This window comes from Pseudomonas sp. GZD-209 (assembly GCF_049310485.1).
Classification (GTDB): domain Bacteria; phylum Pseudomonadota; class Gammaproteobacteria; order Pseudomonadales; family Pseudomonadaceae; genus Aquipseudomonas; species Aquipseudomonas sichuanensis.
Genome location: NZ_JBMOWQ010000026.1, coordinates 49,828 through 66,785 on the forward strand (window position 1 = coordinate 49,828; position 16,958 = coordinate 66,785).

The 16,958-nt window shown below is 61.6% G+C and carries 21 protein-coding genes; 14 read left to right on the top strand and 7 right to left on the bottom strand.

The window, feature by feature from the left end; translation table 11 throughout:
• Positions 1 to 38: 38 nt before the first annotated feature.
• From ACO6VM_RS04410 to rimO, 3 genes are all read right to left on the bottom strand, one after another.
• A complete protein-coding gene (locus ACO6VM_RS04410) occupies positions 39 to 749 on the bottom strand; it encodes an rRNA pseudouridine synthase (RefSeq protein ID WP_401056668.1) in 711 nt (236 codons plus the stop codon).
• Positions 750 to 869: 120 nt separating this feature from the next.
• A complete protein-coding gene (locus tag ACO6VM_RS04415) occupies positions 870 to 1,328 on the bottom strand; it encodes a GNAT family N-acetyltransferase (protein WP_401056666.1) in 459 nt (152 codons plus the stop codon).
• Positions 1,329 to 1,422: 94 nt separating this feature from the next.
• Positions 1,423 to 2,748, bottom strand: coding sequence for a 30S ribosomal protein S12 methylthiotransferase RimO (gene rimO / locus ACO6VM_RS04420; protein ID WP_422402830.1), 1,326 nt, complete (start codon positions 2,746 to 2,748; stop codon positions 1,423 to 1,425).
• A 36-nt stretch (positions 2,749 to 2,784) separates the two neighbouring features.
• Here rimO and ACO6VM_RS04425 point away from each other — a divergent pair, with 36 nt between their 5' ends.
• From ACO6VM_RS04425 to ACO6VM_RS04460, 8 genes are all read left to right on the top strand, one after another.
• Positions 2,785 to 4,404, top strand: a complete 1,620-nt coding sequence (locus ACO6VM_RS04425) for a recombinase family protein (RefSeq protein ID WP_422402797.1) — start codon at positions 2,785 to 2,787, stop codon at positions 4,402 to 4,404.
• Positions 4,405 to 4,474: 70 nt separating this feature from the next.
• Positions 4,475 to 4,732 (top strand): DUF1654 domain-containing protein, encoded by a 258-nt coding sequence (locus tag ACO6VM_RS04430; RefSeq protein WP_422402798.1) that lies wholly within the window; start codon positions 4,475 to 4,477, stop codon positions 4,730 to 4,732.
• Positions 4,733 to 4,815: 83 nt separating this feature from the next.
• Positions 4,816 to 5,391, top strand: coding sequence for a hypothetical protein (locus tag ACO6VM_RS04435; protein ID WP_414877793.1), 576 nt, complete (start codon positions 4,816 to 4,818; stop codon positions 5,389 to 5,391).
• Positions 5,392 to 5,400: 9 nt separating this feature from the next.
• Positions 5,401 to 5,622 (top strand): hypothetical protein, encoded by a 222-nt coding sequence (locus tag ACO6VM_RS04440; protein ID WP_414877792.1) that lies wholly within the window; start codon positions 5,401 to 5,403, stop codon positions 5,620 to 5,622.
• Positions 5,619 to 5,918 (top strand): hypothetical protein, encoded by a 300-nt coding sequence (locus tag ACO6VM_RS04445; protein WP_414877791.1) that lies wholly within the window; start codon positions 5,619 to 5,621, stop codon positions 5,916 to 5,918. Before ACO6VM_RS04440 ends, ACO6VM_RS04445 begins: the two co-directional genes overlap by 4 nt.
• 241 nt (positions 5,919 to 6,159) lie before the next feature.
• Positions 6,160 to 6,729: a hypothetical protein gene (locus tag ACO6VM_RS04450; protein ID WP_414877790.1), complete on the top strand. Its 570-nt coding sequence runs from the start codon at positions 6,160 to 6,162 to the stop codon at positions 6,727 to 6,729.
• On the top strand, positions 6,726 to 7,088 hold the full coding sequence (locus ACO6VM_RS04455; protein ID WP_414877789.1) for a hypothetical protein: 363 nt from the start codon (positions 6,726 to 6,728) through the stop codon (positions 7,086 to 7,088). The genes ACO6VM_RS04450 and ACO6VM_RS04455 overlap by 4 nt, the downstream gene beginning before the upstream one ends.
• A gap of 66 nt (positions 7,089 to 7,154) precedes the next feature.
• Positions 7,155 to 7,310 (top strand): hypothetical protein, encoded by a 156-nt coding sequence (locus ACO6VM_RS04460; RefSeq protein ID WP_414877788.1) that lies wholly within the window; start codon positions 7,155 to 7,157, stop codon positions 7,308 to 7,310.
• A 365-nt stretch (positions 7,311 to 7,675) separates the two neighbouring features.
• On the opposite strand, the gene ACO6VM_RS04465 is transcribed toward ACO6VM_RS04460, so the two are convergent.
• The gene (locus ACO6VM_RS04465; RefSeq protein ID WP_414877787.1) at positions 7,676 to 8,335 is read right to left on the bottom strand and encodes a helix-turn-helix domain-containing protein; all 660 of its coding nucleotides are present in this window, start codon (positions 8,333 to 8,335) and stop codon (positions 7,676 to 7,678) included.
• 88 nt (positions 8,336 to 8,423) lie between these two features.
• Between ACO6VM_RS04465 and ACO6VM_RS04470 the strand changes: the two genes are divergently transcribed.
• The 3 genes from ACO6VM_RS04470 to ACO6VM_RS04480 all read left to right on the top strand — a co-directional run bounded on the left by ACO6VM_RS04470 (position 8,424) and on the right by ACO6VM_RS04480 (position 10,220).
• A complete protein-coding gene (locus ACO6VM_RS04470) occupies positions 8,424 to 8,636 on the top strand; it encodes a Cro/CI family transcriptional regulator (RefSeq protein WP_414877786.1) in 213 nt (70 codons plus the stop codon).
• A 52-nt stretch (positions 8,637 to 8,688) separates the two neighbouring features.
• Positions 8,689 to 9,318, top strand: coding sequence for a hypothetical protein (locus ACO6VM_RS04475; RefSeq protein ID WP_414877785.1), 630 nt, complete (start codon positions 8,689 to 8,691; stop codon positions 9,316 to 9,318).
• Positions 9,319 to 9,479: 161 nt separating this feature from the next.
• Positions 9,480 to 10,220, top strand: coding sequence for a hypothetical protein (locus ACO6VM_RS04480; protein ID WP_422402799.1), 741 nt, complete (start codon positions 9,480 to 9,482; stop codon positions 10,218 to 10,220).
• 680 nt (positions 10,221 to 10,900) lie between these two features.
• On the opposite strand, the gene ACO6VM_RS04485 is transcribed toward ACO6VM_RS04480, so the two are convergent.
• The 3 genes from ACO6VM_RS04485 to ACO6VM_RS04495 form a co-directional block, all read right to left on the bottom strand.
• Positions 10,901 to 11,161, bottom strand: coding sequence for an ogr/Delta-like zinc finger family protein (locus ACO6VM_RS04485; RefSeq protein ID WP_371349818.1), 261 nt, complete (start codon positions 11,159 to 11,161; stop codon positions 10,901 to 10,903).
• A gap of 72 nt (positions 11,162 to 11,233) precedes the next feature.
• The gene (locus ACO6VM_RS04490) at positions 11,234 to 12,103 is read right to left on the bottom strand and encodes a phage portal protein (RefSeq protein WP_422402831.1); all 870 of its coding nucleotides are present in this window, start codon (positions 12,101 to 12,103) and stop codon (positions 11,234 to 11,236) included.
• Positions 12,015 to 14,072, bottom strand: coding sequence for a terminase large subunit domain-containing protein (locus ACO6VM_RS04495; RefSeq protein ID WP_422402800.1), 2,058 nt, complete (start codon positions 14,070 to 14,072; stop codon positions 12,015 to 12,017). The genes ACO6VM_RS04490 and ACO6VM_RS04495 overlap by 89 nt, the downstream gene beginning before the upstream one ends.
• 171 nt (positions 14,073 to 14,243) lie before the next feature.
• On the opposite strand from ACO6VM_RS04495, the gene ACO6VM_RS04500 reads away from it, so the two are divergent.
• From ACO6VM_RS04500 to gpM, 3 genes are read left to right on the top strand one after another with little or no spacing between them, the layout of a single operon-like run.
• Positions 14,244 to 15,152: a GPO family capsid scaffolding protein gene (locus tag ACO6VM_RS04500; RefSeq protein WP_422402801.1), complete on the top strand. Its 909-nt coding sequence runs from the start codon at positions 14,244 to 14,246 to the stop codon at positions 15,150 to 15,152.
• Between the two features lies 1 nt (position 15,153).
• Positions 15,154 to 16,173, top strand: a complete 1,020-nt coding sequence (locus tag ACO6VM_RS04505) for a phage major capsid protein, P2 family (protein ID WP_422402802.1) — start codon at positions 15,154 to 15,156, stop codon at positions 16,171 to 16,173.
• Positions 16,170 to 16,904, top strand: a complete 735-nt coding sequence (gene gpM / locus ACO6VM_RS04510; protein ID WP_422402803.1) for a phage terminase small subunit — start codon at positions 16,170 to 16,172, stop codon at positions 16,902 to 16,904. Before ACO6VM_RS04505 ends, gpM begins: the two co-directional genes overlap by 4 nt.
• Positions 16,905 to 16,958: the final 54 nt, after the last annotated feature.

Sequence of the window (16,958 nt, forward strand, 5' to 3'; positions counted from 1 at the left end):
CCTGTTCAAGAGCCGCACCAATCCGCGCGGCAATAATGCTAGAAACGTTCGGTGGCGGCGACATAGCGCCATTGCCCCACTGGCAGCTTGCCCATGGACACGCCGCCCAGGCGGATGCGGCGCATGCCCAGCACCGTCAGGCCAGCGGTTTCGCACAGCGCCTCGATCTGCCCGCGTTGCGGGTTCTTCAGCACCATGCGCAGATGCTGTTCGTTCTGCCAGCTGGCCTTGGCCTTGGGTAGCTCCACGCCCTTGCGCTCCACACCGCGGGCCAGGCGTTCCAGCGCACCAGGTTTGGCCTCGCCGCTGACCTGGACGATGTATTCCTGCTCGAGGCGACGCAGGTCGGCGTCGATCTTGCGGCTGACGCGCCAGTCCTGGGTGAACACCTGCAGGCCGCTGGCGCCCGGCAGCAGCGGGGCGATGCAGTCCTGGCGGGTGAAGTGGCTGTGCAGCGGGCGCAGGCCTTCGCGGTGGGCTTCGCTGAGGGTGGCCATGGACATGCCTGCCTGGGCGATTGACACGTTCTGGCCAGCTTGCTGATTGAGCAGCAAGGTCACAGGCTCCAGGGTTTCGGCGCGGGCGCCAGGCAGCAGTTCCACGCGCTGGTCGACGATCTTGAATTGCGGCTGTTCGACCACTTCGCCATCGACCGTGACCCAGCCTCCTTCGATGTACAGCTCGGCCTCTCGGCGCGAGCAGCCAAGCTGTTCGATGAGGCGTTTGGACAGGCGGATAGGCTCGGACATGGACAATGAGTTCGCAGGGCAGGGAAAGCGCTCATTGTACCTGCCTCGGTAGGTTTGGGGCTGCAAATTGGTGTCATTTGCGCCATTACGGCAAACAACCGCTACCGCTTGGGCAGCGCTTCACGGCGTTGTACGGCTCCGTTGCATGTGCAGCAGTGGATAAGGCTGCCCCAGGCCGTCCGTTGCCGAGCGGCCAATGATCTCGAAGCCTTCGTGCAAGTAGAAGCCAAGGGCCTGGGGGTTTTGCTCGTTGACATCCAGGCGTTCGGCATTCAGTTCTGCCACTGCGTGACGCAGCAAGCGTTGGCCGACGCCCCGGCCGAAATGTTCGGGAGCGACGAACAGCAGGTCGACGCGACCATTGGCCACGCCGGCAAAGCCAAGGATCCGTCGGTCGCGGTCCTTGCAGCAGACCAGCATCACGGCATCCAGGTACTGGGACAGCACATGCTCACGCAACAGTTGGATGTAGGCGTCGGGGAGGAAATCATGGGTGGCCCGTACCGACGCCTCCCAGATCCGCACCAGTTCCGGGTAGTCGGCATAGCGGGGGGTGTGCAGGGTCAGCGTCGGCTTCATCCTCGGCGGCTCCGGTGTGCGTTGGCCTCTGCACAAACATAGATGCAAAAAAATACCCCGCCAGTGGGCGGGGTATTTTCAGTGCAGCGGGCCGTCAGACTGGCTCTGCCCACATGTCGTATTCATCGGCATCGACGACGCGGCAACGCACTTTGTCGCCTGGCTTGAAGCCGTGGTCGCCATCGATGAACACGCTGCCGTCGATTTCCGGGGCGTCGAAGAAGCTACGGCCTACCGAACCCTGTTCTTCGACTTCGTCGATCAGCACTTCGATCTCCTTGCCGATGCGCAGTTGCAGGCGGGCGGTGCTGATGGCCTGCTGGTGGGCCATGAAGCGGTCCCAACGTTCCTGCTTGACGTCATCCGGTACCTCGTCCAGGCCCAGGTCGTTGGCCGGGGCGCCTTCCACCGGCGAGTACTGGAAGCAGCCGACGCGGTCGAGCTGGGCTTCGGTCAGCCAGTCCAGCAGGTACTGGAAGTCTTCCTCGGTCTCGCCAGGGAAACCGACGATGAAGGTCGAACGGATCACCAGCTCGGGGCACTGTTCGCGCCAGTTCTTGATACGGGCCAGGGTGCGGTCTTCGAAGGCCGGGCGCTTCATCGACTTGAGCACTTTGGGGCTGGCGTGCTGGAACGGGATGTCCAGGTACGGCAGGATCTTGCCGGCGGCCATCAGCGGGATCACATCGTCCACGTTCGGGTACGGGTAGACGTAGTGCAGGCGCACCCAGGCGCCCAGGCTGCTCAGCGCTTCGCACAGCTCGAGCATGCGGGTCTTGACCGGGCGGCCGTTCCAGAAGTCGGTCTTGTACTTGACGTCGACGCCGTAGGCGCTGGTGTCCTGGGAAATCACCAGGATTTCCTTGACGCCGGCCTTGACCAGGCGCTCGGCCTCGCTCAGCACTTCGCCGACCGGGCGGCTGACCAGCTTGCCGCGCATCGACGGAATGATGCAGAAGCTGCAGCTGTGGTTGCAGCCTTCGGAAATCTTCAGGTAGGCGTAGTGGCGCGGCGTCAGCTTCACGCCCTGTGGCGGCACCAGGTCGATCAGCGGGTTGTGGTCCTGGCGTGGCGGTACCACTTCGTGCACGGCGTTGACCACCTGCTCGTACTGCTGGGGGCCGGTGACCGACAGCACGCTCGGGTGCACGTCACGGATACTGCCCTCTTCGACGCCCATGCAGCCGGTGACGATGACCTTGCCGTTTTCCTTGATGGCTTCGCCGATCACTTCCAGGGACTCGGCCTTGGCACTGTCGATGAAGCCGCAGGTGTTGACCACCACCACGTCGGCGTCCTCGTAGGTCGGCACGACTTCATAGCCTTCCATGCGCAGCTGGGTCAGGATGCGCTCGGAATCGACCAGGGCCTTTGGGCACCCCAACGATATCATTCCTACACGCGGCGCTTTGTCTGTCATCATAGGATGATCCTCATCAGGGTTATATTTTTGGTAATGGCTAAAAACGGCGCGCGAGTATACAGCTATTTGCGGTTTTCCGATCCACGGCAAGCGACCGGCAGCAGTGCCGACCGTCAGCTGCAGTACGCCCAGAACTGGGCGGCCAGCAAGGGGCTTACCTTAGATGACACGCTTTCGTTACGGGATGAGGGGTTGTCTGCTTATCACGAACGGCACGTCAAGCAAGGCGCCCTGGGTGTGTTCCTGGAAGCGATCGAGAACGGACGCATCGCGCACGGTTCTGTTCTGGTCGTGGAGGGCTTGGACCGACTGAGTCGCGCCGAGCCGATCCAGGCCCAAGCCCAGCTGGCCCAGATCATCAACGCCGGTATCACCGTAGTCACGGCCAGTGATGGTCGTGAGTATAACCGCGCCGGTCTGAAGGCCCAGCCAATGGACCTGGTCTATTCGCTGCTCGTCATGATTCGCGCACATGAGGAGTCGGACACCAAGAGTAAGCGTGTGAAGGCAGCCATCCGGCGCCAGTGCGAGGGGTGGCGGGCTGGTTCGTTCCGTGGGCTGATACGCAACGGCAAGGATCCCCAGTGGTTGCGCTGGACTGGTGAGGCCTGGGAACTGATCCCGGAAAGGGTGGCAGCAGTTCAGCGCGCCTTGGCTCTGTACCGCCAGGGTATGGGAGCGGGCCGGGCCGCCAACTTGATGCACCAGGAAGGTCACGAACTGACCGACTGGGGGATATCAGGGCTGCAGATCTACCGGCTGATTAAGTTGCCAGCGCTGCGCGGGGTGAAGCGGTTGACGCTCGATGGCGAGGAGTACGAGCTGGAGGACTACTATCCCCGCATCTTGTCGGATGCGGAGTGGGGTGATCTGCAGCACCTCGCTGGCCAGCGCCTTCGTCGTCGGGGGCACGGTGAGATTCCGGGGATCGTGACAGGCATTGGTCTGGCGGTCTGCGGATATTGCGGTACGGCTTTAGTCGCCCAGAACCTGATGAGTCGACGGCGCGAGGACGGCACCCTTGCGGATGGCCACAGGCGACTACATTGCACCTCCTACAGCAAGAACGGGGGGTGCTCGGCGGGTGGCAGCTGCAGCGTTGTGCCGATCGAGCGGGCGCTGCTCAACTTTTGTTCGGACCAGTTCAACCTGCAGCGTCTACTGCAGGATGGGGACGATGGGCGCGGCCTGCAGCACCAGCTGGTTGCTGCTCGAGCAGAGGTTGAAAAACTGTCGGGCCAACTGACGAAGGTGACCGATGCATTACTTGCCGATGACAGCGGGGCCGCCCCATTGGCTTTCGTTAGGAAGGCGCGAGAGCTCGAGCAGCTGCAGGGCGTAGCCGAGAGGAAAGTTAAGGACCTGGAGCACCAGGTGTCTGCACTTTCGAGCGTAGAGCGACCAGCACATGCAGCTCGCTGGGCAGAGCTAGCCGCTCAGGTGGAAGCAGGCGAGCACGAGGCACGCGAGCAGGTCCGCCAGTTGGTCATGGATACGTTCGAACGGATCGTGATCTACATGCGAGGTGTAGGGGCCGCAGATCGCTCTAGCCGCACCATTGATGTTCAGCTCTTTTCCCGTACTGGTCAGCATCGGGTTCTGCAGATCAATCGGCGCACCGGTGCCTGGGTTGCCAGTGAAGATTGGGAATAGCTGTGGACGTATTGCCTTTGGCCTGTAGGAATTTATACTGTATGAACGTACAGTGCTTATGGATCAGCTTATGTTTGCGTCTCCCCTCAGTTTCCCGTCTCCGTCACCTACCCCAACCCGCTTTGATCAACTGACCCAGCGCATACACCGTCAGGTGAACAGTTCGGCGGCCCAGGACCGGCGGCGGACGGTCATATCACGTATGCCCGGTGAACTGATGGACGACTGGGACAAGCTGCTCGACCAGTTGGAGATTGAGGAGAGTGTCAGGCTGACCCGCCTCGAGAGCGGCGCTATTCAGCTTTGTTGGACCAATCAGCATCGGTGACATAGGAGAAATATAGGAGTTCCTGTTGACTTGAGATATGGGTGTTCCTATATTTGATCTCGTTCCCTTACGAGGTCCCTCACATGACTACTCTTCTTCCCATGCTTCGCCTCTCTCTGGCCAGCCGTCACGAGCTGGCCCGCCAGGTAACCCTCAGCGGTACCTATCACCACAACATTCATGACAGCACCACGTCCGCTGTGCGAGGTACGGTCCGCATTGCCATTGAACAATGCTGTGACGGTCTGACTGCTCGAGTGGAGTTGGGCGAGTCCGTTAACAGCATCACCCTGGCCAAGCGTGAGAACAATGGCGGCCGACTGGCCGTGTTCATTGAGTCCGTGGCGAATGGTGCTTCGTTGCCTGCAGGCATCATCGAGATAGAAGAATACGACCTGGTCAGCGACCTCGAGGGAATGCTGCGCGATGCCGTGCGCGAACGCCGAGGCACGTACTACCTGCCAGTAGACGGTGTTGAGGAACTTGCCCTTCTGATTCGTCAGAGCAGCGCTGATCCCAAGCGAGTTGCGTTCCGTTTCGAGCTGGAAGGTGTAGGTCTAACCCTTCCTGCTCTGCTGCCGAGCGATCGAGAGGTGGCCTATGAGCTGCTGAACGGTTGCGTGGCGGAACTTGTCGCTAACTACCGAACTGCTGCTTGAGGGGGCTTGATGACCATCCATATCACGCTGCCTGGCAAAGCCCAGGCGCAGCTTGAAATCGCCCTCGGCCACTATCGAAAAGCCGTCGCTGAATTGGACGCTGCAATCAACTCGGGGGCGTGGGGGACAGTTCCCAACCTCCAAGGCTCCCGTGACCTGCAGGCCCATACCATTGCCCTGATCATCAATGCCAACTCTCCCATGCTCGTTGGGGAAGGGGTGCCAGCATGATCGGGATCCCCAAGACCGGCGCCCTCGAGCACGGCTGCATCAGTGCCAACGTGACCACGGGCTATCGCTTTACCACGGCTGATGGTCGACCGGCGCGCCTGGCGATCATCGACGACCAGGGCAATGTGGTTGAGGCGGGGGAAGCCGTCGCCCAGGAAGCTTGGAACGTATGCATCGCTGTCATCAAGAACTTCAAGATCGGGCAGGGCCATATTGTGGTGCATAGCGCACCACCAGGATCTCCAGCGTCGGAAATTCCGGACAAGTTAGATCGTAGGGGGAGGGGCGCCCGATGAGCAATGCGCCGACCCTATTGGAGCGGTATACCGAGTACAACAACCGCCTCAAGTCCCAAGGCATCAAGTTTGTTGAATTTGCATGCCCTGGTTGTCGCGGGAACTTGGAGACGCGTCCAGCACCCCGGGGCGAGAAGTGGGACACCCTGTCTGAGTGCCCTTTTTGCAATGCCTTGTTCTTGAAAATCACCGATGGCCCAAGGGTCTACGCCCTCATTCCCAGCAAAAGGACTTCGAAGTCATGAAGCATAACTTGGACACTGCTGCAGGTGGTCGCGGCTACATTGCTGAGCTGTTCACAGATCGTCTTAATCGACACGACTTCACGCGCTATATCAACGATCGACTGGCCTGTGACTTCGCTTGTGCGCTGGCCATGTGGTTGGAACCGCTGCTGGCCAAGCTCGATGCCATCGAGCAAATCGAGTCCCTGGGCGGCTCTGAGCGTGTTGCGTTGCTACTCCAGGCCCAGGAGGAGCGTAACGTGCTGATGGCGCGCAATGAGGCGATGAACGCCGTCCTTGAGGAGGTGCTGGAGAACGCGGAGCGCGGTCTACCGGCCCCGCTGCATCGTAAGCTTCGCCAGTTGCTCCCACGCCCGGTACCGGCTCGAGCCAACGAAGCTGAGCGCCCAGGCTTCGAAGAGTGGCACTGCGGCCAATTTGCAACCAAACACCTCACTGGTCAGCCGACGCGTGATCTGCACAACGGTGTTCGAAGCCCTGAGTACGGACCGCCCAATCAGCAGCAAATGTGGTTGGCCTGGCAGGGGCGTGCCGCTCGCTGCAGTTGCAATGGTAGAGCTCAATGAGCGGTACCGAGATGGTCTGCGTTCCGCGCGAATGGCTGGTTGCCTATCTCGGAGATGACGCAGCTATGGTTTACGTTGATGGCGAGCGCACCTCTCTCTGGGAGCTTTTGAGCAACGCGGTAGTTCAGACAGCCGAGCAGCTCTCGAGCGAGCCGAAGACCGTTGATTGGGATGAAACTCGCCAGAACGCTGATCGCTACCTGTGGCTGCGTGAGCATGCGGTGCGGATTCAAGGCAGCGACACCTGGTACCAGGGCGCGGCGTTAGACATCCGCGTTGACGTAGGGCGTGACCGCATGGCCGATCAGGCCAAGCAAGTTCTGGAGGGTAAGGTGCTGCTCAAGCATCAACCTGAATGAGAGAGTCCAGGACAGCGGTTGCAGCCGCTGTCCTGGCGGGACTGACCAACTTTTAGGGAATCAATCATGTCCGAACGTGACTATACCACGGTTCGTAGGATGAGCCTGCGCGAAGCAGTAGATCCAGCCAATCGGGAGAAGGTGATGGCCTACTTCATGCGCGAGTGCTCGCTGGTCGCTCTACATGGCTACTTGCGCTCGATCGGGGAGGCAGCAGGGTGACCTTCTGCTTGTCAGCGACGGCATTGACTGATGCGGAAGTCGCTGCAGTAGCTCGCCCAGGCGAGTCCTGGGCAAGCGCTCGTCGGCGTGCTGAGCGGCTGCGTGTGAGCGTGCGGTTGGGCATAGCTGCTGGCTGGACCGATGACGACCGATACGACTGCCCGTGCTGCAGGTTCCAGAGTGTCGACTGCGACGCCTCAGCGCCGGCCGATGCCAACCAGGGGCAGGCAGCATATGCAAACGCACTTGAGGAGCAGTGGCAACGCGTTGTGGAGTATCGGCGGTTGAGCCCCCAGGACCAGCTGCGCCAATGGCTGGGGGAAAGAGGCAAGAACGCCTTGGCTGCGCCGGCGGCGCAGGAATCGTCACATACCGGTGATCTTGGCGTCGATCGCCCGGCCAACGATCTCCCAGTTGTCATCCAGGACGACGGTTTGGTACTCGGGGTTGAGCGGTACCAAGTAGCCAACACCAGCGTCTAGGACGTACTGCTTGAACGTGTGTTCGCCTGTCCCGGTGTGGCGGGCAATGTAGAACTTGCCGCTGATGAGCTCAAAGCCCTCGGGTCGGATGAGGATCGGCGTTCCCTCGGGAAAGCTAGGCGGGGTATCGGACGTCATTGACTTGCCCTTTACCGCCAGCCAGTAGCCGCGGGGCCCGGCGTTCTCCGTGGATGTCAGCCATTCGTCTGCGATGCCCGTGGGATGGGATACCGATGACTCAGTGGCGCTACCGGCCACTACCCAGGTAAGCAGCGGGTATTCGCGTGCTTCCCGATGGGGCTGCAGCATGGGGGCAACGTTGGAAGGCTCTGCGGGGGTCAACATGGACCCCAACCCATTCTCGAGCCACAACGCATTCACGCCGCAGGCCTGGGCGATTCTGGCGTTGAACGACGTGCCTTTCGACTTCCCACGCTCAAGGTCTGAAACAGACGTTTGGGTAATCCCGATAGCGTCAGCAAGCTCGCCCTGGGTCAACTTTGCGTGCTGCCTGGCAGCTTTCAATCGGTCTTTGTATTCCATGGGCCGAACGATATGGGAGACCCCATTTTCTTGCAAACAGGTATTCCTATGTGTAGTCTTATGGGAATTCCCATTTTCAGGGCTTGCCATGAACATCTATCAATCTCTCGTAAAGCACTTCGGCACCCAGAGCGCCGTTGCAGACGCGCTGCATGTCAACCAGGGAACCGTCTCGGGGTGGGTGCGTGGCAAGTATGGAATGGGCCCACTGTTGGCACTGAAAGCAGAGGCGGCAACGCACGGAAAATTCAAAGCTGCCGACCTTTGCCCGTCGCTTAGAAGCGTCTCCAGTCACCCCTGATTACGGCCTATTCGGCTAGTTCAGTGATCAAAGGTAGAAGTAGGCCTTCCGAATGAACACGTCCAATCCTCGACACCTGCAGGTGTCCCGCGACCAGGTGCTGGTGGCGCACGCCGCCGACATGATCGCTCGCACCGGGTTCAGCCAAGACCACTTTGCCCAGGCGCTTAGTGGTCACCTGCATGACCTGGCCCCCGCCAAGGCGATCGCCAAGGACGTGCCGGACTTCCACGCACTCGCCCAGGGCAACGACACTGACGCTTTCCTCAAGGCCTCGGGCGCCTGGCTGCGCCGTGTCTCGCGCTGGCTAAGCGGCGAGGTGGACCTGCCCAGCTGGATCGAGGAGGCCTGGGTACAGGCGCTCGAGGACGAGTACCAGGACCGTTGCCTGAACGAGCTGGCAAGCCGGCACGGCCTGTCCGGTGCTCGAGCACTGCGCGGCGACGCCAACCCTGTTGGTGTATTCGGGCAGCTTGTGGCCCGTTTGGGCAGCACGGTGTCGTTGGGCAGCGAGATCCTGGCGGATGGCCGCATCGATGCCCAGGACCTGGCCAAGTTGCCCGAGTTTGTTGAGCGACTGCGATCGGCAGAGGCGCGCTGCAGCGAGCTGCGCACCCGGGCCGAGGAAGTGATGCTTGAGCAGTCGCAGCAGACCAGCCATAAGGCGATCGCCACTCCGTGAGTTCGCCCCCCGATACAACCGCGCCGCAAGCAGCAGGCCGCTCTGGAAACGAGCGGCCTACTGCTGTCCGTCGTGTGGACCCGAAGAAACCACACGCGGGCTTACGCGCCCCGATTCGACCTCAACGTTACGCGGCCCCGCGCAAGCTCTCTGCCGAGCAGTTGAAGAAGCCACTGATCCGTAAGGCGCTGTGGCGGCTGAGCCGCATCGGAGAGCTACGCGGGCGTTACCTGCGCGCCCTGGATACGATCCACGGCGGACGTCGTACACGCTCCGAGAAGTTCGCAGCCTTGGCGCGGATCCCCGAGCAACTGCTGGTGCGCCTCGATCTCGCAACGGGGGTACTGGGCTGGCTTGATGTCGAGCAGGGCCAGTTCTTCCTGAACACCCAGTGCAGCATCGCCGAGGACAGCGGGGTTTCGCCGGCTGTACTCAACCGGCTTCTGCACAGCATGGAGAAAGCCGACTACGTCTACCGGCGGATCGAGAAGGTGCGCCTGGACGAGACGGACGAGGCGGGGCTGAACCTGGTGCGCACCCGCGTCCTGGTGCGCTTCACCCAGAAGTTCTGGAAGGATCTCGGGCTTGAATACGAGTGGACCAAGGCCAAGAAGTCCGCCATCAAGAAGCGGGAGCAGGAGCTACGAGAGGTTGACCAGGCGCGCTCGTCCCGCATCGAGAAGGCCTCTCTGGAAGCATTCCAGCGGCAAGTGAAGCGCCATCAATGGCAGAAGAGCGAGGAGCGTAAAGCCGCGCTGCAGAACGCGCCCGAGACGCCACCCAGTGGTGCAGGGCCACCCACCACTGATAAACCCCAGCAGCGGCCCCCCACGGGCCCCACGGCAGTCACCAGTTCCCTGGATCGCCTGCTCAGCAACGTCGCTGCCAAGAAGACCACGTAACACCCTCTATCGCACCCCTGCGAGGCCTGGTCGTACCAGGCGTTCACCATCCCCCCGTATTTCCCCCGCGCACAGCGGCCACAGGCTGGCCGGAATCGTCGTGCGCGACCATTTTTCCCTCAGGTTCACCCATGCCGCCGGCGGCCCCACCGGGGCGCCGGCATGCTTTTGAATTAAATGGAATTTTATACCCCCACCAGTAACCGCGAAGCGTTAAAAATCAGAGGCTTACGAGTTGTTTGGACGATCGCATGTAGGGAACAAGATGATGCCTTCGCCCCAAGGGGCTCAGCTCGCTGCGCTCGATTCTTTACCAACGTGGGCTACTCGCCCACACCCCGGCAGGGCAAGTGCCCTGCACCCAGCGCTTCCTCGCCTGCACGATGTGCTGGCGATCCAGCAGATCAAGAGCGGGTGATCAGGCGCGGCGGGTCGCGATCTTGCGTGTCGTGGAGCGCTCGCGGGCAGGCCTCGGCGGGTGCGCTGCGATCTTGGGGGCGGCGTTGACGCCCGATCGGCCGCTGCGCGGGTATCGCCGCGGCGAGAAGGTGGCCATCACCAACGATCGTGCAGGCGGCTTTCATGCCTGCGTTGCAGGCATCTGGCGGTGGGTTGACCATGGGGGATATGAAAAGTGCCCGCGTGGGGCACTTGATGGCGTAGCGATCGGACGGGAGGGGTCAGGCGGCGGGGGAGATGCCCAGTTGCTGGAACAACTCATGCTGCCGATCGGTCGGCAAGCTCCTGATGTGATCGAGGAGTAGGGTGGTCTGGCGCTGGGCCGGTGCGCGTAGCGTGTGCTTGAAGGTAAGTTCCGACACCCACGTGTGTCCGCACTCGGCGTTTAGGCACTGGCAGTAAAGTTTCACGTAGGCTCGGGTGGTCTCCTCCCGCGAGCTGATACGTCCTTTGTGGTCACACGCTGTGCAGTAAATCCTCATACACCACTCCCCTGGATCCAATACTGTCATTATGCCGCTAAATAGGGCGTCGATCACTCAAATACTGTGTTTTTATGCAGTGTTTCCGGCGGTTTTTGCCGGATCGACCCAACCGATCTGCCGGTCTTCTCGTAGGTGATCGTTGACCTGGTTGAACAGCTGGCAGATGGGCCGAATCTCGTTGCTGGTGTACACCCGGTCGATCTTCTCGATGTCCCCGAAACCGCCCGTGGTTTCCGGGATGATCCCGGCCAAGGCAGGGTTCATGCGCCAGGCGGCGATCACGTCGTTGCGGGTGATGTTCTTGACCTTCTCCAGCTCGTCTTTGGCCTGGAAGTCGCCGATCGGGATGATCTTGATGGCGTTCTCGGCGCCACCAGGGATGTTCACGAACATCGATCGGAAGTTGCCCACGCCCTTGCTCGCGCTGATCTGAGCGCGCAGCTCGTTCTCGTCCTCCTCGGAGAGGTCCGGGTCGTTGGTGTAGAAGATGTACCCAGCGTGCGCGCCGTTGCTGTAGTAGCGCCGGCGGAAGAGGGTGGCGGCCTCGTTCAGCAGGAGCGCCTGCAGGCCGCCCAGGTAGTCCGGGATCCCGTAGATGTTCTGCTCGACGTCGTAGTCCTTGATGTGGACGATCTCGTCCTGGTCGAAGTCCTCGAACTTGTTGTCCGGCAGCAGCATCCGGAACCCGCCCTTGACCTTCACCCGCATGTTGATGGCCATCAGGTGGTCAAGCTCCACGGTTTGCCCGAAGGCGTTCGGGATCCGGTAGAAATACGCCTCGCCGAAGACCATGTAGTCCAGCGCAGCCTTGGCCATGGTCTGCGCGCTGCAGCCCTGGGACGCGATGAACTCACGCAGCATGAGGTTGCGCTTGAACTTGGGGATGGCGCCGTGGTGCGCGTTGGCGCGCAACAGCTTGGCCAGGCCTGCCCGGGACACCGGCGGCTTGTAGATCTCGCCGTCGTCGCTGGGGAATACGCCCAGGTACTCGCCGATGTTGCCGCTGAGGACCTGCTCCGGCTCCCCGAAGGTGAACATTCTGGTGGGCTGTTGCGACCGCGCCGGCGGCGCTTCCTTTCTGTTTCTGCGTCGATTGGGCATTGCTTTCGCTCGTGAGGTAGCGGCTCTTGCGCCGCTTGTTGGTGTTCAGGGGCTCGTTGTACAGAGCGTGCATGATCGACCAGGCGATGTCGGCGTGACCGGTGGCCTCGGTCCTGGACGCGCTGAATGTGATCTGCCCGCCGTTGGTGGTGCCGCGCTTGATCGTCAGGAAGGCCTGCGCGATGTCGGTCCAGCCGGCGTCCCACTCGATGCGACCAGCCTGGATGACGTCCTGGGCCTTGAGTACCAGCCTGGTCTTCGTCTCGAGGCTGTAATGGATCTGCATGACCCGTGGGTAGAAGTCCTTGACCAGGTCGTAGACGCCGTAGCCGACACCGGTCGTATCGATGCCGATGTGCTGGACATTGAAACGCTCGGTGATCTTCTTGACCTGGGCGGCCTGGAACGTGAACGACTGTCCACGCCAGCTGTGCTTTTCCAGGATCCTGAACTTGCCGCCTGGATCGTCTGGCGGAGCGACCACGACACATGTGGCGTCGTCTCGGGTTCGGCTCGGGTCGTAGCCGACCCAGACAGGGCGATTGGCGAACGGGCGGGCATCGTCTGGGTTGAGGTCGTCCCACAGCGAAAGGTCGGAGTAGGCGCGTTCCAGGTCCTTGAGGCCGAACGCGCTCTGCGTGCTGTCGATGAACTTGCAGTAGAACAGCTGCTGGAAGCTGTCTTCGTCATACTCCTGCTGCAGCTGCTCGACGTCGAACAGATCGCAGCCGCCGGCGATGGCATCGTCCAGGGTGATCGTTTTGCGCCATTGGCCATCCGGGCACAGAGCGCCCTGGGTGTAAGCCGCCTCGCCTGGCCAGTCGTTGGCGGTGGGTTTGCCCCGTTTGCTGTTGCGGTAGGCCTCGCCGGTCCAGAACGGGTACGCCTGGTGCGACACGGCGCTGGGCGTCGAAAAGTAGGTCTTGCGCCACTTCTTGTGGGTGCCCATGGCACTCGCCACTTTGCTCAGCTTTTCGAAGTCGCGAATCCAGAAATATTCATCGACGTAGACGTGACCGTGGTAGCCCTGGGCGGTGCTGCTGTTGGTAGACAGGAATCGCAACTCGGCGCCGTTGCTGAGCGTGATCGGGTTGCCGGTCAGCTCGATGCCGAACCACTCTTGGGCGAACGACACGATGTAGCTGCGGAAAATCTCCGATTGGGCACGACTGGCCGACAGGAACACCTGGTTGTCGCCAGTCAGCACGGCGTCCATGAAGGCCTCGCCGGCGAAGTAGTAGGTCAGCCCGACCTGCCGGCTTTTGAGGATGTTGCGGATCCTGCAGGTGAGGGGATTGAGCTTGGCGGCGAACAGCTCCTTCTGGTAGCCGTACATCTTGGAAATGAACTTGTCTAAGAAGTCCACTTCGGTCAGGCCGCTGATGTCGTTCTTGGCCTTCTTCTCTTTGCGCTTGCCGCCGCGATCGACTTTGTCGCCTCGATCTCGACGCTCACGACGTTGGCCGCGCTGCTCGTCCTGGTCGAGATCAGCAGCAGCGTCATTCGCCGGCGCCGGCGGCCTGCTCGATTGCTTGAGTAGGCGTTCGCGCAATGTGGTCAGGCGCTCCAGCTCGTCCAGCTCGCCCTTCGTCAACGGCTCGGTTTTTTCCAAGATGAGCGTAATCCGCCGGCTCACTGCAGTGACCGGCTCCTCATCCGTCAGCATCTCGTCCCACGACCCTTGGCGGATCCAGTAGTAAATGATCCGCACGTTGGGCAGCTTCAGCTGAGCCTGGATTTCCTTCACCGATGCCCGGCGTAGGTAGAGGCGTTTGGCGGCCTCTTTGACTTCGATGGAGTAGTTCATGGGCCGCAGTCTATGCGGCGATCAGCGCTGAAACGCCCGGTAAAATTCCGTGTTTCTCCTAGATTTTCAAAGTAGGAGATTGCCGAAAGTAAAGCGGTTGGCCTGACTTTTTTCGGTGCCTATGGTGGGGGCCTCTGACCCCGTCGACCATCGCCGAGCACCCTCCCAACCATGCCACGCTCCCTTGTCTCCTACTGGAAACGTGTCGCCGTCAGCGGCCCCACCTGCGACGGACGCGAGATCCTGCCGCAGCACCTGCGCGACATGGCCGAGACCTACACCCCGGCGACCTATACCGCCGTGATCTGGTGTGACCACGAGCGCTGGCCTGGCTCCCACGGCACCGTCTTCGCGGTACGCCTGGACGAAACCTCCGAGGATCTGCAGCCCGGCCAGGTCGCCCTGGAAGCGCAGTTGAAGCCCAACGACAAGCTGCTGTGGCTGAACGATCGCGGCGAGAAGCTGTTCACCAGCGTTGAGATCACCCCGGACTTCGCCAACACCGGCAAGGCCTACCTCACCGGCCTGGCCGTCACCGACGAACCCGCCAGCCTGGGCACCCAAGAGCTCTATTTCTCGAACAAGACCAGCAAGGCCTCGTATTACGCGGCCTCGCAAGAGCTTGGGCCGCTCGATGGCGAGCCCAAGGGGGAGGCCGGCAAGCTCCTCAGCATGCTGGCCAAGCTGTTCAGCCGCTTCGCATCGGGCGACGCCACCACCGAAACCGAACCCACCACCACCGAGAGCACCCCCCCAATGGATGAAGCTATTGCAACGGCCCTCAAGGCCCTGGTGGCTCAGCTGCTCGTCGTCGCCGCCGGTATTCAGGCAGTGATCGAGCCCGCCGCCGAAGCCGCACCTGAGCCAGATCAAGCCCCGATCGATGACGTCCAGACCGCTGTTGACGACATCGTTAATGCCGCCGAGTACGCTCGCAATGGCGGTGCCGGCAACCAGGCAGTGTTGAAAGCCTTGGCCGGCCTGCAGCAGCAATTCACCGCGCTGCAGAACACTCCAAACGGTCGCAACCTGCCGCGATCCGCCGGCCCTGTCGCCACCCCGAAAAAGCGGGTGCTCTGACATGGCCCGTAACCTGAGCGCCTACGGCGCGCAAATGTTCGCCCAACTGCAGCTGGCGCTGGCCGAGAGCTATGGCGTCGCCCTGGTCAGCCAGCAGTTCAGCGTCGATCCGTCGATCACCCAGGAGCTGAACGAAGCGATCACCGCGAAATCGGACTTCCTGGAGCGAATCAACGTCGTTCCGGTGACCGAGATCAAGGGCGAGAAGGTCTTCATCGGTACTAACGGTCCGGTCACTGGCCGTACCAACACCAAGACCACCGATCGCGAGGCAAAGGACGCCTCTGGCCTGGACAACAACCTGTACGAGCTCCACGACACCCAGTCCGATGTGGGCCTGCCGTACGCCAAGATCGATGCCTGGGCCAAGTTCCCGGACTTCCACCAGAAATACTCTGCCGCAGTGCAGAAGCAGATCGCCCTGGATCGCATCATGATCGGTTGGCACGGTACCCACGTGGCCGTGCAGACCGATATCACCCTGTACCCGCTGCTCCAGGACGTGAACATCGGCTGGCTGCAGATCCTGCGTACTCAAGCGCCGCACCAGGTACTGGCCGAAGGCAAGGCGCCCGGCAAGATCGTCATTGGCGCCGACGGTGACTACGCGAACCTCGACGCTGCTGTGCATGACGCGAAGCAGTTGGTGGATGAGCGCCTGCGCGAGAACGGCGACCTGGTGGCCATCATCGGTTCCGATCTGCTGGCTGCCGACAAGGCGAAGCTGTACAGCAAGCAGGCCGATACTCCGACCGAGAAAGAGCGCATCGAGCTGGCCCAGGTGATCGCCACCTATGGCGGCCTGGCGGCTTACAGCGTCCCGACCTTCCCGGTGGACGCGATCCTGGTCACCAGCTTCGACAACCTGTCGATCTACTACCAGGACTCCAGCTGGCGTAAGCAGACCGTCGACAACCCGAAGCGCTCCCGCGTCGAGGACTACAACAGCCGCAACGAGGGCTACGTGGTCGAGCAGCTGGAGAAGGCCGGGCTGATGGAGAACATCGAGGTGGCCAAGTGAGCCTGGCGCTGCAGCACAAGCGCCGGACCCTTGCCCTAGGGGCTGCAGCTGTAACCGCTGCAGCCACCGCCGCCACACTGGCGTATTCGCCGGCGGAGGCCCTGAACAGCCCGGCGAACGCTCGCAAGCACTTGGCGCTGATGGAGGTTGGACTGGATCAGGACCTGGCTCGTTTGAGCGATATCAAGGGCCTGACCACCAAACAGGACCTCAAGCGCAACGAGCTGCTGCCCAAGTACCAGGAGTACATCGATCGCTACTTGGCGTCCGGCCTGGTGTACCAGAACCGCGTACTGGTAATGGTCATGGTCTGGCTGTTCGATACCGCCCAGTTCGAGGACGCCCTGGCGCTGGCAGACATCGCCATTGGGCAAGGGCAGGAAATGCCGGAGCGCTTCAAACGCGACATTCCGACCTTTGTTGCCGATGCGGTGTGCGAATGGGCCTATGACGAGCACCAGGCCGGTCGCAGCCCCGAGCCGTACCTGTCCGACTTGCTGCCGCGTGTGGATGGTGAGTGGGACCTGCCGGAGCAGATCCCGGCCAAGTACCACAAGCTGATCGGCATTCGTGCCCTGGAAGCCAAGGAATGGGCGACCGCGATCAAGCACCTGGAGCGGGCCACCGAGCTGTATCCGAAGGTCGGTGTGGGTACCCGCATCGATAACGCACGTAAGGCCCTGCTCAAGCAACAGCCGGCGCCAGTGGTGCCTGCGCAACCGACCCCTTAACCGACTACCCACCCAGCGGGAACCCGTGAAACGAGTCGGCCATTTATGGCCTGC